Below are 22,174 nucleotides of genomic sequence, written 5' to 3' on the forward strand. Positions count from 1 at the left end.
ACCTGCCCCTGGTATTTGGTATCGTTTCCTGAGAACGAGAAAGATGCTAGGGAGGAGTGAACCGAAAGACGGATGGAGCTGAAAAAAGGCACGATTTTGCGGGGAGCCTACCGGATCAAAAAGACCGTCTCCACGAGCGAGCTGTCCCATGTGTATCTCGTTTACCACATGGAGGCCAAAAAGACGAGAATTGTGAAGGAGTTTTTCCCGAGAGCACTGGCGATGCGCGACTTGGATAACCGCAGCGTCATCTGCCGGAAGCCATCGTCAAAAGCGCGATTTCAGACGCTGCTGGAGAGCTTTTGGCAGGAAGCGGCGATTTTGCAGGAGCTGCGCCATGAGCATATCGCTCCTTATGTCGATCACTTTGCAGAAAATGGGACAGGCTATCTGGTCGTGGAGTATTGCAAAGGCAAGACGCTTGACCAGTTTGTGCAAGAGCAAGGGGAGCTGGATGTCGCTGCTTTCGTGCAGACAACCGTGCTCCCGCTCCTGGCAAGCTTGGACTACATCCACAAGCAAGGGATCATCCATCGGGATATCAAGCCGCAAAACATCGTGATGACCGATGAGGGAAAGCCGATGCTGATTGATTTCGGCTCGGCTATTCGCTTTGCAACCGACGCCCCCCGCCAGATCGTGACGACGGAAGGATACTCTCCGCTCGAATTTTATTCCAGCCAGTCCCGACAAGGTGTTTTTTCCGATGTGTACAGCTTGTCGGCTACTCTCTATTTTTGCCTGACCAGGCACCGTCCGGCCGATGTGGCGACGCGAGTGATCGAGGATCGGCTGCCGTCCGTTCGCGAGCTGAATCCGACTGTGCCGCGGCTGATCGCGAATGTCATTGCGTGGGGCATGGCAGTCGAGGCGAAAAAAAGATGCCCCTCACTTCGGGTGCTGGCAGCAGCCGTCCGTGCGGAGCATCTGTTGAGAGCGGGCAAGTCTCGCTTGCAGACCCCCTTTCTCGCAAGCAAAAGCAAATAGTCCGTTATGCCGTTTCCCAGTTCCCAGCTTGGTGGGGGCTGGGTTTGCTTTCTTTGTAGCGCAGTTCAATCTCGGTGACATGATCCTCAAACGTCACGTAAATTTTGTCGTTGTAGTGGAGCACCACTTTTTTATGGCGAGGCAAAATGTCCTTGCCTTTTTGCAGTGTGCACTGGCTGTGGCTGATCATGACCAAAGTCTGGTTTTTCCCTGGCTGGAAGTAAATTTTGTGTGCTTCCGGCAGGTGCTCGTTGACGTCGAGGCTTGAAAACAGCTCGTGGAGCGTGATGCGTTGCTTTTTGCCAAACGCGGCGAGCGGCCAAAACTTCACGGGAATGTCGTTGCCGCTGGCGGTGTGAAGAAAATACCCTTCCAAACGGCCGCTAAAATTCGGTTTCGGGCGCATGAACCAGTAGGCGCCTGCGCCAATTGCGGCAAGAGCGAGAACAATCAGTCCGATTGTGATGTAGCGATCCCAGACAGAATGAACCGTGATGACAAGCGAGCCAGTCACGCTTGCCCCTTCGGAATCGGTAGCCGTGATAGTGATCGCGGAAGTGCCGCTTTTGCTCGGCACGAGCTTCAACCCGGATTCGTGGATGCTTGCCCCAAAATGATCGGCGGGAGTAGGAGAGACGATCGCATAGGTGAGCTTGTCCTGATTGGCATCGGTGAAATAAGCAGCGAGGTCAATTGTCTGCTCGCCGTTTTCCTTTTCGATGGTCAGCTTGTTTTTGGCTACTGCCACGGGCGCGATGTTGGCGATTTCGAATGTTTTGCTTGCCGTCTCGCGGTAAAAGTCCGGGCCGCTCATGAAAATTTTCCACTGGTACTGCCCGGAGTGCGGGAACACATAGTCGGTTGTGAAGACCGTTCCCCCGTTTTTCAGCGGAATTTTTTCGGTTTGCTTTTTCGCGATGTCGGTGACGATCAATTCGGCCTGCATCAAACCGTAGACGTCCCGATCTTCCAGGCGCTGATTGCCCTCCAGCTGGGTCAAATAAGTCGTGAAGGTCGCCGGATTGCCTTTGGAGACAGGATCAGGTGCAACCTGTACATCGGCTTTCAGACTGTAGTTGCCCAGCAAATTGACTTTGACCAGGTCGCCCGGCCGTCCGCGGAATTTGACCAGATAGCTCCCCTTTGTCGGCTGCTCGATTTTCATCAGAGAGTATTTTTTCGATTGGATAAAATGCACATTTTTCGACTGGTAGTAGACTTGTGACTCCAGCAGCGGATGGTTCGACAACAGCACGATGTTCGCTTCCTGCATGCTGGCGTTCGGGATGTTTACCGTGACCTCTTGCAAGCTTCCCGTCGCCGTCATGGCTGCTACCGACACAAGCTGCGACTGGATGTGCTTCGCAAAAATTTGATTGAAAATCTCCGGCAAATCATCTGTGCTTTGCGTGACAAAAGAAGTCCCGCCTGTCGTCTCCGCGATTTTTTTCAGCTGCTCTTTTTGCACAGAGCCATCGCTGTTCAGCCCGATTGTGTAGATCGGGTAGCCCTCCGCTTTCGCTTTTGCCATAACCGACTCCACATCTTTGTTCGATGCCGCGACGCTTCTGCCATTGGCGTTTTGGCGCAGATCGGTTCCCCCATCCGAGAGCAGGATCAAAAACGGCTTTCGCGATTGATCCTTCGCTCTGGCAATCAGTTCTTCCCCTTTTCGCAAGCCAAGCCCCATATCGGAATATCCCGAATAACGCAACCCTTGAATCTTGCTTTTCAACTGCTCGCGCTGTCTGCTCTCCGCCATGCTGGTGAGCGGCTGCGTCTGGACGATTCGATCATTATAGGCGACAAAGCCGATCCGGGTACGACTAGCTTCGCTCATGTCGATAAACATGCCCATGACCTCGGCAGCTGTTTTCCCAGGGTCTGTCTGGTTCATCGAATTGCTCGTATCAATGACAAAAACCGCATCGATTCCTGCTTCACCCGTCCCGGTTGCCCCGCTTGGAAGGGGAGAGAAAAGGAGGAGGAAAGGCAGGAGGATACCGCTAACCACCCATTTGAACGCCAGGGAGAACGGAGGAGGATGTCCAGTTTTTTTGTACATGTTTTCACTCTTTTCCTTAAAAGTTTGCAAATTGTTCACATTTTGCTGCAACAGGACTATTTGCCCATAAATCAACTTCCGGCTAAACGGCGGACACCATTTTGCCGAGGTATATAAAGTGAAATAATAGCCTTTTTTGTAAAAATAAGGTTTATTCTGTCCTTTCTTGTCAGTATTTCGAGTTATGGGCGCATCCGGCGCTGTGCGGGCAGGGCGGCAGAAGTAGGGACAAAGTAAGGCGTGATGCTGGTTTTGTCGGGAAAAGTAGGCGGGAAGACTCCCTGGATTCAGCATAAAGTGCTCAACCAGAAAAAGGAAGATGAGTGGAATAAAATGGGTCTAAATACCAGAAACGGTAATGGTGCACATAGGAAAATTGTCATAATAGAGGGTTTGTTGACAAAATATGGCGAGCGAGTTTAATTTAGAGGCAAGATTTTTGGTTTTATTGGGATTTATGTAATCAACTGTAATTGATTGTGGAAGTAGGACTCATACACTCCTGAGTTAGGACCACGCATTTACGAGAGACAAAAGGAAGGGGTCATTTATGGACATTATTAACCAGACCAACAGAACCATGCTGTTCGAAGAGATCAACCCGGAGAAACTCGACCTCATCACGATTGTAGGCGACGTCAAGGGCATCGACAGTTTGAGCGACGACAAGATCAAGGAAATCAACGAGCATTTGCTTGTGAAAAGCTTCGATGAGTTTTTGGACAAGTTCTCCCCGACTGTCTATTCGTTCTACAACGCCGTAAACCAAAAGGTCATGTACACCTTGAAAAAGCCTGATGGCATTGCGGAAGATGCGATCTCCGAGATCAAGATCGACCAGAGCAATGACTTTTTGAAAATGCTGTTCACACTGATCGATACAAAGCGCAGCCAGGGAATCACGAACGTCGACTTTAAATTCGAGAATCTTCTGGACATGATCTCCCCGAAAAAAGTGATGGACGATATCCGTCAGGTGCGCAAAGAGATTCACTACTTGTACAGCCACTACGAAAAGCTGGACGATGGCGATCCGAAGAAGCTCGATCTCGGCGACAAGCTGAACATCATGTTTGAAGATGCGAGCAAAAACTACAACAACGTCATGGCCATGCTCCCGCTCGCGATTGAAGATATCAAGACCCGTCTGCTTCTCGGCGGGGCGCAAGAGGAGAACCAGTCGGAAGCGATTCAGATCGGGATGCTGACGATCGGGGAAAACGGTGAGCTGAAAATCATCGAAGCGCCGAAAAGCGACAGCCGCGAGCTGATGGTTCTCGACGAGGGCAACGGCAACGGATTGATGAACGTGTTCGAGGATGATTACGAGTCGATTACCGAAACGCCGTCCTCCTATGTCAAAGACTTGGTGGTGCGCACGTTCTGCCCGCTGCCTGCCGTTCATAGCGAGATCGACATTGAGACAGAGGTGCAAAACTACAACACGTACCTCGAATTTTATAAAAACGCGAAGGATGACTTCGTGAAAACAGTCAAGCCGCTGGTCGAGAAAATTCTCGGCGTGAAAATGTTCTTCGATCAGTACGTGACCAAGAACAAAGGCATGCAGCCTGCGATGCTCATCACCAACACCAAGCTGGACATGCTGGTGAAAAGCAGCAACATCCCGCGCCTGGAGACGTATCTCAACACCGTCAACGCGAAAAACGACTTCACCGATACGATCTGGTTCGGAATCGTGCCTTCCATCGACATGGAAGCTGGCGCCAAAGCGAAAGTCACACGCGAGCGCTTCCGCGGCAACGAAAAGGTCGTCAAACAGGACGGCAATACGATGGAGTCGCTGACGATGCTGCTGCAAGTAGTCAAAGACTTCAAGGTCCAAATTTTCTTCAGCTTCAGCACGGGCGAAGAGACGACCTTCAACAGCATGGCGACTGCCGGCATCGACAAGTACATCGACAAGTGCGGCGTGCTCGTGCGCAAGGAGTACAGCGAGTTTGCGATCCCGTGCGTTCCGAACTTTACGATTATTCCGAAGGACAAATCGGGAGTGGTCATCGACAGCCGCATGCTGCAAACCGAAGACGGCGTGAAGCTGTCGCAGGAAAAAGAAGACATCCTGAAGCTGTGGATCGAAGGCGTTTACGTCGGAGCGAGCTACGTAGCGGCAGGGATTGTGGCGGCGTATCAGTGTCCGGAGTATTTGCGCGAAGCATTCAAGGTGGTCAGCCGCGAGTATCCAGGCGTGCGCTTTGACATCGAAGCGGGCGAAAACGGTCTGCGTGCGATTACGACCATGGCCAAGGAAATCTCCGGCTTTACGAACAACATCAAAGATTCGATCAACCGCAAAAACTTTGGCTTTGTCTTCTCTTCGGAAAATGCGCAAATCCAGGGCAAGGATATCAAGCGAATCACGGTGTACAAGGCGCGCAGCCTGGCGATGGCCGAGGATGGCTTCGATTCCATCTACAAAACGCTGGTCAGCACCTACATCGAGCGGATTCTCCGCTTCCAGACGGGCGATTTCAAGCACGACAACATCGTCAAATTTTTCAGCAACAACCCGAGCAGCCAAAAGAGCAAATGGCTCGGCACACGCGGCTTTGTCAACTCCATCATTCAGGATGGCGACGACATGAGCTATATCATCGACGACAAGAGCAATCTGTGCCACATCGATCTGATCTTCAATGGCAATGTGAAAAATCTGGAAGTCACGATCACGAAAGGTACGACTCCTGTCAAAGCTTAGTACCTGATTTCAGTCGGGAGAGCTTTTTATGAAATGGATTCACACATTACGCAGGTGGCTAGAGGTGTGCTTTCCAAAGCGCACCCTTACACATAAGCCTCGAAGCCCATCCGGTCATTCGAGAGCACACATATACGCCAAGGAGGTTTTTTTCATGGGTTTTCGACTCAAAGTAGAAGGTTCCGAAACAATCGAGCTGGGAATGGACAACATCCAAACAGTCAAGTACGACACGGATACTCCAGATGATTCCAACGCTCGTTCCACTGACGTAGGGGCAACACTGCGTCTGACAGGCAAAATCATTACAGCAACGGACGGCGACAGCGCCGATGACACGATGAAGCTGGCTCTGTGGTCTTTGGTTCCAGCGGAAAAAGCAGACTGCTACCGCAAAGTGACACTGGAAGTGATCGCTGCTGACCAGGTCATTCGCAAAATCTACTTCCCGAACGCTTTCGTCGTCGATTACAACGAGACATTCGGCGATACAGAAGGTGTTGGTACATTCAGCATCTTCATCAAACAAAAGAAAGACAAAACCGAGTTCGCGAAAATCGAAGGCGGCTACGCTGTCTAGTCTTTTGCCGCGAAGGACTGGCCAAACGGTCGCGTCCAGCGGATCGACCGCAAGCGGTCACAGCTTCTTTTCTTTCAAAAGAGTAAACGAGCCGTACCTTGAAAGCCGTGTTCAAGGTACGGTTTTCCAAAAAGCCAGACAGAGGGTGCTGTGGTGAAAAATTATTACGAGATTTTGGGGCTTGCGAAGACGGCCTCCCAAAACGACATCAAGAAAGCGTACCGACAGTTGGCGAAGCAGCACCATCCCGATGTGAATGCGGGGAGCAAGGAGTCCGAACAGCTTTTCAAAGATATAACAGAGGCGTACCAGACTTTGCAGGACGAGTCTGCGCGGGAAGCCTACGACGCGCGTTACGAAGCGTTTGTCCAGGGAAGAGGACAAGCCCGTGAAAGAAACGGCGCTGAGCAAGCAAGGGCGCAGGGCCAGGCGAAAGCGAACCAGCAGCGAGCGAATCCGGGCGCTTCGATGGAAGATTTGCACAAGACGTTTGAGCAGTTTTTCGGCTTTCATCCGAAAACAGGAGAGGTCAACGAGAAGAGCATGAACCGCGGCAAAAAAAATCCGCTGGATACCACAGATACGTTCGAGCAGTTTTTTCGCATGAAGAAAAAATAAGACGCTGTCAGCCAAGACAGAGCAGCTAACCAAACAGACGGCATACCTAAAAAGGAAAAATCGGGCGACATCCTGACAGCAGGCGAAGAGACCGAAACGATGACAAGGCGGATGGCCGCTCTTTTATGGACATAGAAGCACCGAACCTGCTCCTTTCTTTGGATGGATGTCAGCAAAAAACCATTCTCCCAAAGCTTGGGGCACTTTTTCGTAAGGGGGGTACTCAAGATGGCAAAGAAAAGCAAGGCTTATCAAAAATCTGTCAGGGTAAAGCTGATCGAGCTGTTGATTGCAATTCTTTTGTTTGGCGAACTCATTTATGTTTTTGGCTACACAGACAGCAACGCTCTGAAGATTTTTACGGGAATTGCCTTTGGGCTTTTTTTATTCGGCATGTTTATTGTCACGGTCGGAAGCCCGGACGAGAAGGAGGACAGGAAGGAAACAGGCATTTCCAAGCTCGTGCTGCTGGACGAGGACGGCGAGAGCGTGAAGGAGTGGTTTATCCAGGGAGCGACCTCGCTTTTGATCGGCAAAAACACGAACCAGAACGAAGTCGACATCGACTTGTCTGACGCCGAGTACGCTGCTCTGATCAGCAAACAGCATGCAGTGCTCAACCATGCTTCGGGCAACTGGTTTATCGAGGATGTTCACTCCCGCAACGGCACTGGAATCAAACAGCCGAACAGCCGCGACAAGAACAAGCTGGAAATCGAGCAGCCGCACAAAGTGAAGGCGGGCGACATCATTTACATAGCCAATACACGCTTGCTGCTGAAGTAGACGAGCAGGTGGAGAGACACGAAACGGGGGAAGACTTGAATGAGTTTGACGAGATGCGCAAATGGACACATGTTTAGCACGAGAAAACACGGCAGCACTTGCCCGTATTGCAGCCTGGTGGTAGAGCCTGCGGCAAAGGCGGAGAACCGAATGCCTGCCAGGGGCGGCGACGAAGATGACAAGACCATGCCTTACTTGGGGGAGACAGAAGGCATCGAGCCTGTCACAGGCTGGCTGGTCTGCATCGATGGGCCACAGCAGGGACAAGACTATCGCATCATGGCAGAAAAAAACTTCATCGGACGCTCCGAGGATATGCATATCCGCATCATCGGGGATAACAAAATTTCTCGCAGAAACCATGCCGTCATCGTCTACGATCCGAAAAAGCGCAATTTCTACCTGCTCCCCGGCGATGCCTCCGGTCTGGCTTACCACAATAACGAAGCGGTGTACACGCCAGTCGAGCTGACTGCCTATGACGTCATCCAGCTTGGCGGCAGTACGTTTATTTTCATCCCGCTGTGCGGGGTTCACTTTGAATGGGACAACGCAAGCAAAGGCAAGGAATGATGAGCATGTTTGCACAGGAGATCATTCCTTATCTGGTTGTGTTTGCCGTCATAGCCGTCATCATTTGGTTGTTTCGCGTTCGTGCCGCTTGGATCAGAGAGGAAAAGCATCCGGTCATTCAGATTGGCAATGGACAGACGATTGGCAGAAGAGCAGAGCAGGATGACTATTTTGCCACGACAACGACCTCGCACGGAACGATTGCTGTGCTGGCAGACGGCATCAGCGGCCTTGCCAACGGCAGACTGGCATCGACTTTGGCCGTCCAGACGTTTATTCGCGAGTTCGCCAAGCTGGACCATCCGCGCCACCTCTCTCTTTTCTTTTCCCGAGCCGCTACGCTTGCCAACGGGGAGATTTTGCAGGCGCTAAAAGGCAGCCGGGGAGGCACTACGCTGGTTGCGGCAGTCATTCACGACGGCATGCTGCATTGGGGCGCGGTCGGGGATAGTGTCCTGACTGTTTTTCGCGGGGGAGAATTTATTCCGATCAATCAAAAGGACATTTACGAATCGGTGTTGGAAGAGCGTTTTCTCGCGGGGGAAATCAGCAAAGACGAAGCGATCAGCCATCCAAAGAAAAAGCAGCTGATCAATTACCTCGGCTACGAAGGCTTTCATAATATCGAGATTGGCCGCGAACCTTTTCCGCTGGAGAAGGGCGACAAGGTGATTCTGATCAGCGACGGCGTCTACGATACGTTGACAGAAGTGGAGCTGGAGAAAATCTTGTTTCAGAACATTTCCTCCCACGATGCTGCCGAGCAAATCATCGATGCCGTCGAGAGCAAGCAAAAAGCCAACCAGGACAACGCGACCATTCTGATTTTGGAAAAAGGTTGGTGAGGGCGAGGGCAGCAGCATCCGGAAGAGAAGGAGGAGCGGGTAGTTAAGGATGAGAAGGGACAACAGTGAATTTGTAACCGGATTTTTGTCCGAGTCAGGCACGCATGTGCGCAACAAGGATTACTTTGCCTACACCGAACTGGATGATATCGCTTGCTGGGTGATCGCCCGCGGCCTGGATGCGGATCAGGAAGTGCAGAGCGCCGAGCTTGCGGTCAAAAGCGTCCTGGGACACTTTATGCAAAAGCCGTCTCTCTCCCGCTATCGCATCAGCCGCTACTTGCAGGAAGCGCATCGCGTGCTCCGGCAGGAGAGCCATCGGGTGCGGCTGAAGGCCAGTCTGACGCTGATCGTCACCGACTATGCCCGCGTCGTTTACGGTGTGGCCGGGAACACGAGACTGTATATGTTTCGCAACGGACGGCTGCATTTGCGGAGCAAGGACCAGAGTCTGTCGCAACAGATGGCGGATGGAGAAGAAATCGCAGAGGACGTGCTTGACTGCCACGAGGAGCGCCACAATCTGTTGAATTACTTGGGAACGCCGGATGAATTTCGCCCGTACATTTCCAAAAAGCTGCCGCTGTACGACGGAGACGTCTTGCTTTTGACCACTCCGGGGGTGTGGGAGGGAGTCGGTCCAGCCGAGATGCAGGACGCGCTTGAGGAAGCAAAAGATCCCGAAGCGCTGATCGATACGGTGGAGGATGTCTTGTTGAGCAAACAGCAGCGTGTGGTGAACAACTATACGGCTGCGGCGATTTTTGCCAACAAGATTTTCAAGACCGATCCGCAGAAAAAGTGGCGAATCATCAAGCGGGTCGCGATTATCGTCCTGTTGCTTGCCTTGACAGGAGGCGGCGCCCTTTTGTTCAAGATGAAGGAAGCCGAGAGAATCGCCGATGCTGCGACAGGCATGTTCGAGCACGAGCAGAACGGGGATGCGTTTATCGAAGAAAGCGACTATCCGAAAGCGCTCAAGGAATACAGCGAAGCGCGCAATGCCGCCAACATCGTCAAGGACAAAATCCACGCGGCGCTTTTGAACAAAAAGCAGCGAATCACCCAGCTCATCGTGGACGGGGATACGGCGATGAAGGACGAGCAGTATCAGAAAGCGCTGGAAAAATACGACAAGGCGCTCAAGGAAATGAAAGGCCGGGACGATTTCAACGAGCCGGAGATTGCTGCCAAAAAGGAAAAGACCGAATCGTATTTGCTCGTGATGCAGTGGAAGAAGGAAGGCGACATGCTGTTCGAGGCGCAAGACTACGAAGGGGCTGCCGCCTTTTATCAAAAGGCGAGAAAGCTGGCGCTGGAATCGTCCTACCTCACGGGGGAAAAAGAGATTCGGGCGAAGCTGGACGAGGTGGAAGCGAAGAAAACGGGCATCAGCAAAGAGCAGAAAATGCTGTCCGCAGACAAGCTGGAGAAAAAAGGCGACGACAGCTACGCCGCTGGCGATTTTGCGGCGGCCATCGAATCGTACACGATGGCGCAGGAGATGTATCAGGAAATCGGCGTGCTGGAAAAAGTTTTGGCGATGGAGCGCAAAGTGACCAAGGTGGAGGAAAAGCTGAATCCGCCAGCCGCAGTGCCTGTTGCTGCTGCTGAGCAAAGCACGCCGCAGGTTGTGCCATGGGCTGCACAGCAGCAAGGGGGCAATGCGGGTCAAGTCAGCAACACGACTCCGGCAACAACCCCAGCTTCGGCGGCGCAGCAGCAAGCGGGCAATGCGGGTCAAGCCAGCCCACCGACTTCGGCAACAACTCCACCCCTGGCGGCGCAGCAGCAAGCAGGCAATGCAGGGCATGTCAGCCCACCGACTTCGGCAACAACTCCACCCCCGGCGGCGCAGCAGCAAGGGGGTAATGCGGGGCATGCGGCCACCCCGAGTCCGGTCGCAACTCCCGCCCCGGCGGTACAGCAGCAAGGGGGCAATTCTGGGCATGTCACCACCCCGAGTCCGGCAGCACTTCCACCCCCGGCGGTGCAGCAACAAGCACCCAAACCGGGCCAAGCCGCCAGTCCGGCTCCTTCCGCTCGGCCAGTCGAGGGCAAGTCCGCTGCCGAATCACCAGCCAATCCGGCGCAAAAGGAGGCTGTCACAGCACCATGATGAAAGAGATCGTACTGGACCGTTTGAACAAAATGGAAGATTTGGAACAGCGCCGGATGCTGAAGCAGATGATGAACAGCGTGTTTTTGCATCTGGTCGAATATCAGGAGGACATGCAAAAGAAGCTGGAGCAGCGTGTCTTCTCCGAATTTGAGGACAAGGAAGAGAAGCACGATATTTACGTCACGCTATGTCAGCGGGATGACTTCGATCCGATTCACGACTATTTGTACCCGATGATTCCGGGCGACGAACAAAAAACATGGTTCGATCGCAAGGAGTTGTTTGAGCAACTCGCCCGACAGGAAGAAGCGGTGCTCATGACGATTTTTCTGGAGTGCGAGTACAGCCGTCTCCAATCGCTTGCGCATGGCAAGCGGCATTTTCAGGGGCGTTTGACGACAGCGGAGCATTCGTACCCGATCGAAGTGCGCTTGCAGCCAAACCCGCTGTACGTAAACGAGCTGGAAAAGCTGTATAACATGTTTCAAAAAAACGGCATGCCGTGGAAAACCGTGAACCATCCGTACGCGAACAAGTTTTTCGACGTCATCCTCGTCTCCTGCGAGGGCGAGCTTGGCGAGGACGAGGAGATCGTGGAAGTGTCCGTCCACCTGGAAGAGTGGGAGCCTTACAAAAAGCTGGACGTCATCCCGCTCTGGAACATCGAACGGCTGGCCTTGAAAAATATCGGCTTCCCCGTGCCTGCTACCGATCGGGTGAACTTCGAGCACGTGCTGTCGCTGCGCAAGACAGGGAGCCAGCACGGGTATTTGGTAGACGGCGACGAAGCGCTGATCCGCTATATCAAGCGCACGCCCGAAGAATTGACCATCGTGTCTCCCCAGGAAAAGTCGGGAATTTGGCACGTCTGCAAAATTACCCAGCCTGTCGAGACGCCTACGTCCCGCCTGCACTATGAACTGGTGTCCAACCGCCGCAAGAGCAGCTTTGTCACCAGCTTCGCGCGCAAGCAAGGAATGCCGGTCCGGGCCAAGGGAGAGATCATTCGCATCGTCCACTCCTTCGAAGCAGCGGAGCAGCTGGAGCTTTTGCATGTGGAAATTCGCGAAAAAAGCAAAGGGACGGCCGCTACGTATGAGATGAATCCGTTTATCAGCGACAATGTCCGCGTGGAGCACGATAAAAAAATCATGCATCTCGGCTTTCGCAAGCGCGGAACCGACAGCTTTATTTTAGAGGATATGATGAGCTTTCTCGTGTCCGAGATTCAGATGTATTTCCCGGAATACAAGTGCGAAGGAGAATGGGCGTGAACTACATCTGGGATCTGGTCATCAAGGCCAGGCGCGCCGGAGTTGCCAAAAGAGACATTACGTTCCAAGCGGCGAAGGTGTACTCGCCTTACATGGAGCTGAGCCAGGAAGCGATCAACGCCAAAACCGTGGACAAGACGGTAGAAGTGAACCCGTTCTATCGCTTTGACGATATTTTCCGCGAGCTGTTTGATGTCAATTACACGGATGAGCCTGAACTGCGTCACGTCTTGTTTGACATCGTCATTCACCTGTTGGCCGATATCGATCTGGTGCAAGGAATGAACAAGCGAGAATACTACATCCGCTTTGTGTTGCGCGATCTCGAAGCGGGACTGTTCGGCAAAAGGACGGCGGATCACATTCGGTTGTTCACCCAGGAAGAACGTGAAATCATTGCGGGCAATTTGTTGCGACTGTATGAGACGGGAGAAGCAGTTTATTTGCTGCGGGACACGATGCGAAAAATTTTTCCCCGCTCGACCATCTACGCAAACTGCGAGGAGAAGGATGAACTGCTTCTGTATGTCGGGCAGGAGGAGACGGCAGCAGCGCGGGCAAGGCTGGAGCTGATCAAGGACATTTTCCTGCCTGTTCGCTTCCAGACAGAAGTGTATTGGCGCAACCACTTTGGCATTCTCGATGTGGAGGAAACCATGCAAATCGACAGCATGGCAATGTACTAGAAGGCACGTGATTTTGCTAGAAAGTCATGTGGGTGTGGGAGGAGCGTTCTCATGAGTAAAATGTCGTACAAGCTTCATATTCAAAAAGGCAGCATGGACGTCCCGCGAAACGAAACCACGTATACGCGAGATGAGCTGATGGAGATGACGACCTTTCAGCTGCGCAATATTTGTTACAAGGAAAAGCTGGTTGGCTCGGTTGTGAACAATCTCGATCGGGAAGGATTGCTGAACACGATCTTGCGGTTTCGCAGCGCGGAGGAGAGCTTGTTTATCGAATCGGATACAACAGGCGGCTTTGAACGGATCGAAGCGGCTTTGCATGCCTACTTGAATACGCCGCTGCCTGGGGCGGACTCCATCAAAATCCCGGCGAAGATGAGTTTGTATGCCGGGCTGGCTGTAGACAGGCTGGATGGCTATCGGGTGGAGTCGGCCCAAGGCTTGTCCGAGTCGAATGTCCTGCTCGTCAATGACTACATGGAGCTGTGCGGCATTTTTCAGCTGCGCAAAGAGGCAGACAAGCAGGGACGGTACATGCTGTTTTCCCACAAGGACGTCCCGTGGCGCAAAACCGTGAATCAGAGCTACAGCCTGCTCTTTTTTCGCAAGCAAGACTCGGATTATTTGTACAAAGCATACACCGAGGATAAGCCGCTCCCCCCTGTCAACTTGCACTATTACAAAGTGCCTGTAACGGATCTGGAAATCAGGGAGCTGGAAGAGACGGATGCTGTGCTGGCGATTGATTTCGGCACTTCTTCCACGACCGCTGGCGCTTTTTTGGACCACCAGTATGTCAGCGCCCCTTCCAGCAACGATTTGCTGAATGGCCGGATCAAGCTGAATGCGATCAATTACGTCGCGTTTCCAGACACGACCCAGAAAACAGAAGAGTGGATCGAGGTATTGCCGACCGTTGTCCAGGTAGCAGACTGCTCCGTCGCGCAAGACGTGCGCTACCACATCGGCTACGAAGCGCTGCGCCAGATGAAAAAGAACGGATACAGCTCGCATGCGACCGTATTTTTCGGATTGAAGCGCTGGGTGAACAGCTATCACAAGCTGGAAGAAGTGATGGACAGCCAAGGGAATACGGCCATGGTCAAACGCAGCGACATTTTGCGGCAGTACCTGCTGCATGTCATCCAGACGGCGGAGCATCAGTTCAAGTGTCGGTTTCGGCACTTGCATATCACCAGTCCTGTGAAGCTGAAAACGCAGTTCATCGAGATGTTTACGGACATTTTGCCGGAATACCGCATCGAATCGCAGGATGCGCTGGATGAAGGGATGGCGGTGCTGTTCAACACGATCGCGGACCAGATTGACAAAGACAGCTTCCTCGACGGCGAGACGTACCAAGCGCTGGTCATTGACTGCGGCGGAGGAACGACCGACTTGTCATCGTGCCGCTTTCGCATCGAGGATGGCCACATCTCCTATCGCATCGACATTAGTACAACCTACGAAAACGGCGATACGAACTTTGGCGGCAACAACATCACATACCGGATCATGCAGTTCATGAAAATCGTGTTTGCCGACTACTACAGCAAAGGCCGCCACGTAACCGACATCGACCAACTGATCGACATCCCCGGCTCGGAAATATTCCGGCACGTCGATGAGTTTGGCGTCAATGCTGTCTACGAGCAATTCGAACGGCGCTATCGGGAGGCAGAGGCGCTTTTGCCCACCTGCTACAAAGCTTACGAGAACAAAAGCCGCGACGACTATCAGCGCGTCCGCAACAACTTTCACTTTTTATGGGACCTGGCAGACCATATGAAAAAGGAGTTTTTCCGTCAGACGGGCATTTTGCGCAACCGGTTTACAGCCGAAGGAGAGCAGCGTCAGGAGCAGGATTTGAAGCTGACAGCAGTCGAGCGCTGGGTGCTGTCGATACGCGAGGATGGTCGCTTCCGGGATGTGTACGACTTGCCTGACGTCGTCTTCAACAGCAAAGAGATCAACCATTTGATCAAGGCGGACATTTACGAGATTTTGCGGGTGTTCCTCGACGATTTTTATCAGGAAGGAAAGCTCGCGGACTTTTCCATCATCAAGCTGACCGGACAGTCGTGCCGGATTGACGTGTTTCGCGAAGCGTTGAAGGAGTTCGTGCCGGGACGCAGCATCGAATTTCGCCAAAGGTCCGAGGACGCAGGAAAAGTACCCGACCTGAAGCTGTCCTGCCTGCGCGGCGCACTTCGTTATCAGAGCGCGAAAAAAGCGGGATTCATCGAAGCGCAAATCACCAATCACGCGCCTGTCGTTCCTTACTCGGTGACGGCGTTCACGCACAACAGACAGGAGCGGATACTGATTCGCAGTCAGGAAAAGCTGAGCCAGGTGCATGGGGCCATCTCCCGTCCGTACGGAGTGAGCGAGGTGGAGTTTTTCCTCAAGGAAAGCGACGGACTTTTGCGCAAGCGCTATTTGTACACGGACGACAGAAGCGCGTACAAGCCTGTGCTCTACGAAGAAATCCAGGCCAAGTACGCAAGCCACATTCCCCAGGAAGAAACCGACTCGATTCAAAACGGAGAGGTCAAGTTTTTCGTGTTTTCAGGCGGCAGCGAATGGGGATTCCACGTGGTGCCAGTCGCTCGGCAAAACGAGCAGCTGCTTCTGGGGAAAAAAGTGTTCTTCGCCTTTGAAAGCGATTTGTCCGAGCTGGACTTTTTCGACGGCATGAAATAGCGAGTCAACCTAATCCATATGAACAAGAAGGGGGGAACAACCTTGTTTTCCCATCTCTCTCCCCAATTTCACAAGGGGCGGATTCTCAAGCGGGAAATGCTCGAAAGCTTGCGGGACTATCCGAGACATCTCGCCGAGCTGCATTTTCTCGCCTACACGGACGGAATTATTTCCGGCATGGACGTTGCGGTCGAGGACGGACAGCTCGTCGTCGGCCGCGGCATCATCAAGCATCAAGGCCGGATTTATTTGCTGGATCGCGAGGAACGGCTCCCGTACGAAGCGACAGGCAAGGAGACGATGCTGAAAATACGTTTCGACGAGCAGACGACGTTGACCGACTTTTTGGCGTACGAGACGCACTATGTGCTCGATACGAACATGGACATCGGGACGGATGAGCGCGAGCTGGGCCGTTTCAAGCTCAAGGAAGGCGCGAAGCTGCGCTCGGATTACCCGTATTTTCTCGATTTGACAACAGAGTACAACACGTGGAATTTCACGAATGTGGAATATGCAGGCCAGCAATACCCGACACTCGCTCCGGCGATCTTGCGTTATTTTTCGCACGAGCTGTTGAAGACCAAAACGACAAACGCCTTCGACCTCGCTTTTGCCACGCAAGGAATCAACGCCGAGCGAGTGGAGCGCGACCTGATTCTTCATTATATAGGCACCCGGTTGGGCTTCGGCTATCGCGCCAGCTCCAACCCGCAGATCGTCAGCTATTTGGGGCGTATTTTGGAAGAGGCGAAGAGCGGCGACAAGACCAGACAAGAGTGGCGGGCGTCCGGGCGGCAGCGGGTGATTGTGGATTAGCGGAAGCGGGATGGCAACAATCAGGCAGTAGCCAGACGGGAGGGATTCGATGAGCAGCCAGTTTTTCACCTACAAGAACATCCAAGTGATGCCGTATGAACTGACTCATTTGCAAACGTTGAAAGTCGTGAAAAAAATGAACGAGCACGCGCGGCTTTGGTTTACCGGAATCATTTCCGAGGAGCAGAAGGATAGCTATGTGAATCAAACCAATTCGCAAACACCTGTCAAAATCGTTTTGACGGACGGAAAGGGAAAGCCGACAGCCTGGTTTGAGGGGATTGTGCTGCGGGTCAATGTCAAAGCGAGTCGGGGCGTGTATTACTTGTCGGTAGAGGCGGTTTCGTACACGTATTTGCTCGATGTCAAAACGAAGAAGCGCTCCTTCCAAAACCCGGCGATGACGTATGCCAATCTGGTGAAGACGGTACTGTCAGCGTATGGTAAAGCCGATTTTATCGACTCGGTTACCAAAGGCAAAACGCTTGGCACCTTTATCATGCAATACGAGGAGACAGACTGGCAGTTTCTGAAAAGAATGGCTTCGCGCTTCTATACCGGTCTTGTTCCCGCCACGACTTTTCCGCTGCCTAAATTTTTCTTTGGACTGCCAAGCGGCCAGGACAAGGGCAAATTGACGGCTGGCCACTACACCGTCCACAAGCGGGTGGGCGAGTTCCAAAGCGATTCGGAAAATAAGATTCCCGGAATCAACGAGCAAGACTATACGGTGTACGAGGTAGAGAGTGAGCAAGTTCTTGAGGTAGGCAACGAAGTCCAGTTCAAAAACAGGCCGCTTGTGGTCGGGGAAGCTGTCTCAGAAATCAAGGACGGCATTTTGACGCATACGTACAAGCTGTTTCCGCGCAAAGGCATGTACCGCAAGAAGCTGTACAATCATGCGATCATCGGGGCTTCCATCCAGGGACGCGTGCTCCAGATCCAAAATGACAATGTGCGGGCCAAGCTGGACATGGATGACCAGCAAGACCAGAGCACAGCTTACTGGTTTCCGTACTCGACGATTTACACATCCGAAAACCAGACGGGCTGGTACGTCATGCCGGAGGTCAACGATCAAATCCGGATTTATTTTCCCAGCAAGAAGGAAGAGGACGGGATAGCCATCAGCTCGGTTCTGAAGGATATTCCAGACGCCAAACCGGATGCCAAGAAAAAGTCAGGCGGCTCGGGAGGCGGAGCTGCTGCCGCAGGAGGAAGCGGCGGCGGAAACGATCGGATGAAAGATCCGGCGGTCAAGACGTTTCGTACGAAATACGGAAAAGAAATTGTGCTGGCTCCCGATAAAATCGTCATTTCCGCAGGGGAGATGTCGATTACGATCAGCGACAAGCACGGAATATCGATTGTGAGCAACCAAAACGTGAACATTACAGCCGGACAAGACATCAACATGTCTGGAAACACGATACACATCAATGCGCAAAAGATCGAGCTGACAGGCAAAGGGAACACGATTACGTTGGAAGACAAAATTGAAATGAAGGGCTCGGAAATCAAGATGAACTAGGAGGCTCGTTCAGCCATGAAAAAAGCGGAAGCGCTCCAGCATCTGTACGAGCAGGTCGCTTTGCCTGCGCTGGAAGAATGTGTTGCGGCTTTGGAATCTTTTTTTCTGGAAAACAGGGAGCGGCTCGTAGCGGATTTTGTGGAAGCGATGCGGCAGTTTGCCATCCAGATTAAAGAAAGGCAGGCACGAGGTGCTATGCCAGCTGTCGGATTTATTCACCTTTCGCTGTTGCGCACGTCCGTGTTGGACGGATCAAACCAATATTTGCTCGAAGCTTATACAGACAAATGGTATTGGGATGAGGCGGCTTGCTTTTCCCGCTATGACGCAGGCTGGGCTTTTCAAGAAATCTCCGGACTTCTGCGACTTTTGGAAGAGCGGCGCAAAAGGTACATGGGCGTGCTGGATGCACCGGATGTAGAACGGATGGTGCTCAAGGAGTTGGACTTTTTTGCCCAATTCGTGACAGCTCTTGCCCGTCTCTCCCTATCAGAAGTGGTCAAGCTGCCAGAGTACAAGCAATTGGAAAAAGCGCAGCGATTTCAAATCCGGGTGGGCGAGTTTAAAGATTTGAGCGAGCCGGTCTATGTGGAAGATATCCAGGCGAGAGAAGAAGAGGAAGCGAGAAAGCTGCTGGAGCAAACAAAAGGGGCGCAGTGTACGCACGAGACATTTGCCAACATGCAGTTGCGCGAGATCAAGGCGGACGGGCTGGATTTGCGATTCAACGACTTTAGCAGCAGTGATCTGGCTAACAGCGAGTTTCGTCAATGCGTGCTGATGGGTACGCACTGGATCGGCAGCAAGCTGACAAACGCTGACTTTCGCCATTCGTTGCTTTGCGATGCCGATTTTCGCCAAAGCGACCTTCGTGGGGCCAATTTCACTTACACAGACGGACAGACAAGCAATGACAAACGGTATAGGCAACCAGGCTTGCTTGGCATCCGGTTTGATCAGGCGAATCTGGAGGGGGCGGATTTTCGCCATTCTCGTCTATACAGGGCAAGCTTCTGCGGAGCAAATTTACGACAGGCGATCTTTTTGGAACGGGATCAGGATCGGTTTGCGTTGACGGACGAACAACGGGAAGAGATTTGCTGGGCAACGGAATGAAGGAGGTGATCATGGTGCGGGATTACTATTTGCTCACGGAGGACAGGCGTATCTCGCGGAAGGTGCAGCCCACTGGCTTGCCACTGGAAGAGGGGATCGAGGCGCTTTTGCCCGTGACTGTTTTGGAAGTCCGGTCGGAGGGGAGCCTCACGTATCCGGATTGGTTGGACAGGCCGTTGTACATGCTGTCCGACCGGATGAAATCCATTACCGCCAAGTACAATCTGGGCATTCATTGGAAACGCGTCGATTTGATCGACCGACAACAAAACGATCGGAATGTGTATTGGATCATGCAGGTTCCCCCGGTGGATGCGCTATCCGCGGGCAGCGAGTTTCACCAGAATGGAGCGTTGAAAAGAATGGTGCTGGACTACGAAAAGGTAAAGCGACACCATTTCTTCTCGGTGCAAGGCATTTTGGAGCCGTACATCGTGGTGAGTCTGGATGCGGCGGAAAGTTTTCTGCGTAGAGGCTTGACTGGTTTCGTATTGCAAAAAGTGGAGATCGAGTCGGGGAGACAGACATGACAGAACATTGGGATGAAAAAATTTTGGATGTGTGGAATGAGCTGCAAATGAAGCGGCAGCTGGAGGAGATGAGTCGGCAGCGACCACAGTTGACCTGGGAAGAATGTCTGGCGGCTGCGGAGCTTGGAAGCATGGAGCATGACGGGCGCACGTTCGCGTTTGAGGAGAAAGTGATCTTCGACGGACAGGTAAGCATGATTTTGCCGCGCACGCTCCAGCTTATGCCGAGAGGACTGGTAGGCAAAAGCAGCACGGCACAGCAGCATGAGCAGCTGGCTTTTCAGGACGAAGCAGGCACGATTTTGCTTGGTCTCAACCATATGATCCATGCGCTTTCGGTGAATGAGAGCGAAATTTTTTTGCGTGAGATGACGGCACAGATCAAAAGCAAGACGCCAGGTTTGCAGATCGTAAAAAACGATGTGTGGGAGCAAGCTGGGCGGTTAATGGCGAGTTACGAATATGTCGTTCCGAAGCCAGACGGCAACTTTTATCAGATCATGTTCGCGACGTCGCTAAACGGGAGAGCTTTTTTTGGCAGCCTGGTGTTTTCGGCGAGTGAAGCGTGGGTGTGGCAGCCGCTTGCGACCGCATTGATCCGGACTCTCAAGATAAGCGAGGGCGTATAAGCTTTTGGTGAATGAGTGGGAAAGGAGAGAGGGATATGCTGGAAAACTTGCTCAGGGCGCTGAGTGCAGGAATATTTGGCGAAGAGTATTCGTATGTCGTACGCGGCGCGACAGCAAAATGCTCGCAAGGAACAGACCCCGGGGTGCTAAACTTGCCTACGTGCCACGGAGTGTACAGTCGCGGAAAGCCTGTCATGAACGTCGCAGATCACGCTTCGGGTGCGAATATTGGCTGCTTCGGATTTTGCAAGCTGACGGGAAGCCAGTGCGTGCCGCAGACGCCGGAAAAGTGGACGGACGGAAAAGAGGATGTGCTGGTGGATAACGAACCCGCTTTGCTGAGCAAATCGCGGCTAGTTTGCACTGCCTCAGGCATCATCACCATTGACAAGGACGGACAAGATTGACGCCAACCTGCGACCTGAAAAAGGGAGGGAAATGACATGCAGGCAACAGATGGCGTCATGACCTATCACGATTTGCAAGTCGTCTGGCCGTATGGACCGATCCGGCTGGACAGCCTGACATTTTTGCATCAGACGGGCACGCATGCGACTTTGCGTCTGACCGGAATCGTCCCGGAAGACAAAGAAGAGGAAATCATCCATCTGGCCAGCAACCACGACGGCATCGGGCTGTACGGGAAACAGGGCGCGGCGAAAAAGCCGATTTTCATGGGTTGCTTGCAGCATGTGGAGATCAAAGTCGTCCGGGATATTCATTACGTGACGATTCAAGCGATTTCCCATACATACGCGATGGACTTGAGTCCGAAAACACGCTCTTTTCAACAGGTAGACCGCCTGTACCGGGATGTCGTCGAGGAAGCTTTGTCCGTCTATCCGGGCGGAGATTTCATCGACCAAGCTTTTGACGAGAAAAAGCAGGGCAAGTTCATCATGCAGTACGAGGAGACAGACTGGACGTTTGTCAGGCGCATCGCTTCGCATGTGGGAGCCGTCCTCGTCCCGGATGTCAGTGACCACAAGGTGCGTTTCTGGATCGGAATGCCCGAGGGACGCAAGCAAATCAAGCTGGAAGCGGCTCCGTACGAGGTCAACCGGGCGATTGCGCCGTACATGAAAAAAGCGGCGAACGGCGCATCCTCGCTGTCCGAATACCAGTACACGACGTACACCTTCGCTCACGACGAATGGCTGCACATCGGCGATGAAGTGCAGCGTGACGGCCGGACGTTTGTCATCACGAAGGTTGTGGGAACGCTGGAGCAGGGACTGTTGAAGTGGACCTATGTGTGCGCTGTGCCTGAATCGGTCAAGCAAACGAAGCTGTACAACTCCGCGATTATCGGCGCAGCCATCGACGGCAAAATCATTCAGGTTGGCCGCAACCAGGTCAAAATTCATCTGAATATGGACCAAAAACAAGACGCAAGCAAAGCCCAATGGTTCCCGTACGCCGCAGAAGGCAACCAGATTTTATACCTCATGCCAGAGCTTGGTTCCAAGGTCAAGCTGTACTTCCCCGGCGCAGAAGAGGACGACGGCATGGTCATGAACTCCGTGCGCCACGCCCCGCAAGGCGAAGCCGTCCAGAAGCAAGCGGAAAAAATGCAGGACCCGGGGGT

The 22,174-nt window shown here is 52.8% G+C and carries 18 protein-coding genes and 1 pseudogene; 18 read left to right on the plus strand and 1 reads right to left on the minus strand.

All coding sequences use genetic code 11. The features are described from left to right. Positions 1-72: 72 nt before the first annotated feature. Positions 73-987 carry a serine/threonine protein kinase gene (locus tag M2298_RS25690; RefSeq protein WP_173599565.1) on the plus strand — a complete coding sequence of 305 codons (915 nt, stop codon included), beginning with the start codon at positions 73-75 and terminating at the stop codon, positions 985-987. Between the two features lie 4 nt (positions 988-991). On the opposite strand, the gene M2298_RS25695 is transcribed toward M2298_RS25690, so the two are convergent. Beyond that, a complete protein-coding gene (locus tag M2298_RS25695) occupies positions 992-3,052 on the minus strand; it encodes a VWA domain-containing protein (RefSeq protein WP_122965924.1) in 2,061 nt (686 codons plus the stop codon). Positions 3,053-3,602: 550 nt separating this feature from the next. Between M2298_RS25695 and M2298_RS25700 the strand changes: the two genes are divergently transcribed. From M2298_RS25700 to M2298_RS25780, 17 genes and pseudogenes are all read left to right on the plus strand, one after another. Further along, a complete protein-coding gene (locus tag M2298_RS25700) occupies positions 3,603-5,771 on the plus strand; it encodes a transcriptional regulator (RefSeq protein WP_122965923.1) in 2,169 nt (722 codons plus the stop codon). Positions 5,772-5,925: 154 nt separating this feature from the next. Continuing rightward, on the plus strand, positions 5,926-6,351 hold the full coding sequence (locus tag M2298_RS25705; protein WP_122965922.1) for a membrane-associated protease 1: 426 nt from the start codon (positions 5,926-5,928) through the stop codon (positions 6,349-6,351). Positions 6,352-6,504: 153 nt separating this feature from the next. Beyond that, the gene (locus M2298_RS25710; protein ID WP_122965921.1) at positions 6,505-6,969 is read left to right on the plus strand and encodes a DnaJ domain-containing protein; all 465 of its coding nucleotides are present in this window, start codon (positions 6,505-6,507) and stop codon (positions 6,967-6,969) included. 228 nt (positions 6,970-7,197) lie between these two features. Continuing rightward, positions 7,198-7,755: an FHA domain-containing protein gene (locus M2298_RS25715; RefSeq protein ID WP_122965920.1), complete on the plus strand. Its 558-nt coding sequence runs from the start codon at positions 7,198-7,200 to the stop codon at positions 7,753-7,755. 39 nt (positions 7,756-7,794) lie between these two features. Further along, positions 7,795-8,328, plus strand: a complete 534-nt coding sequence (locus M2298_RS25720) for an FHA domain-containing protein (RefSeq protein ID WP_122965919.1) — start codon at positions 7,795-7,797, stop codon at positions 8,326-8,328. Between the two features lie 5 nt (positions 8,329-8,333). After that, entirely contained in the window at positions 8,334-9,173 is an 840-nt protein-coding gene (locus tag M2298_RS25725; RefSeq protein WP_217022400.1) for a PP2C family protein-serine/threonine phosphatase, read from the plus strand. Positions 9,174-9,222: 49 nt separating this feature from the next. Then, positions 9,223-11,292 (plus strand): PP2C family protein-serine/threonine phosphatase, encoded by a 2,070-nt coding sequence (locus M2298_RS25730; RefSeq protein WP_280649241.1) that lies wholly within the window; start codon positions 9,223-9,225, stop codon positions 11,290-11,292. Next, positions 11,292-12,569, plus strand: a complete 1,278-nt coding sequence (locus M2298_RS25735) for a normocyte-binding protein (protein WP_280649248.1) — start codon at positions 11,292-11,294, stop codon at positions 12,567-12,569. Before M2298_RS25730 ends, M2298_RS25735 begins: the two co-directional genes overlap by 1 nt. Continuing rightward, positions 12,560-13,255, plus strand: a complete 696-nt coding sequence (locus M2298_RS25740) for an iron-dependent peroxidase (protein ID WP_280649242.1) — start codon at positions 12,560-12,562, stop codon at positions 13,253-13,255. Before M2298_RS25735 ends, M2298_RS25740 begins: the two co-directional genes overlap by 10 nt. Positions 13,256-13,306: 51 nt before the next feature. Then, entirely contained in the window at positions 13,307-15,961 is a 2,655-nt protein-coding gene (locus tag M2298_RS25745) for a molecular chaperone (protein WP_280649243.1), read from the plus strand. A gap of 42 nt (positions 15,962-16,003) precedes the next feature. Then, positions 16,004-16,780: a DNA and RNA helicase gene (locus M2298_RS25750; protein ID WP_280649244.1), complete on the plus strand. Its 777-nt coding sequence runs from the start codon at positions 16,004-16,006 to the stop codon at positions 16,778-16,780. 49 nt (positions 16,781-16,829) lie between these two features. Next, the gene (locus M2298_RS25755) at positions 16,830-18,311 is read left to right on the plus strand and encodes a contractile injection system protein, VgrG/Pvc8 family (RefSeq protein ID WP_173598228.1); all 1,482 of its coding nucleotides are present in this window, start codon (positions 16,830-16,832) and stop codon (positions 18,309-18,311) included. A 15-nt stretch (positions 18,312-18,326) separates the two neighbouring features. Next, a complete protein-coding gene (locus M2298_RS25760; protein ID WP_280649245.1) occupies positions 18,327-19,427 on the plus strand; it encodes a pentapeptide repeat-containing protein in 1,101 nt (366 codons plus the stop codon). A gap of 11 nt (positions 19,428-19,438) precedes the next feature. Beyond that, on the plus strand, positions 19,439-19,957 hold the full coding sequence (locus M2298_RS25765) for a hypothetical protein (protein WP_280649246.1): 519 nt from the start codon (positions 19,439-19,441) through the stop codon (positions 19,955-19,957). After that, positions 19,954-20,586, plus strand: coding sequence for a hypothetical protein (locus tag M2298_RS25770; RefSeq protein WP_122965910.1), 633 nt, complete (start codon positions 19,954-19,956; stop codon positions 20,584-20,586). Before M2298_RS25765 ends, M2298_RS25770 begins: the two co-directional genes overlap by 4 nt. Before the next feature lie 35 nt (positions 20,587-20,621). Next, entirely contained in the window at positions 20,622-20,993 is a 372-nt protein-coding gene (locus M2298_RS25775; RefSeq protein ID WP_122965909.1) for a DUF4280 domain-containing protein, read from the plus strand. Positions 20,994-21,029: 36 nt separating this feature from the next. Next, positions 21,030-22,174, plus strand: a pseudogene (locus M2298_RS25780) (late control protein); the annotation flags it as partial.

Source organism: Brevibacillus sp. 1238, assembly GCF_029892995.1.
In the GTDB taxonomy this organism is placed as follows: domain Bacteria; phylum Bacillota; class Bacilli; order Brevibacillales; family Brevibacillaceae; genus Brevibacillus; species Brevibacillus parabrevis.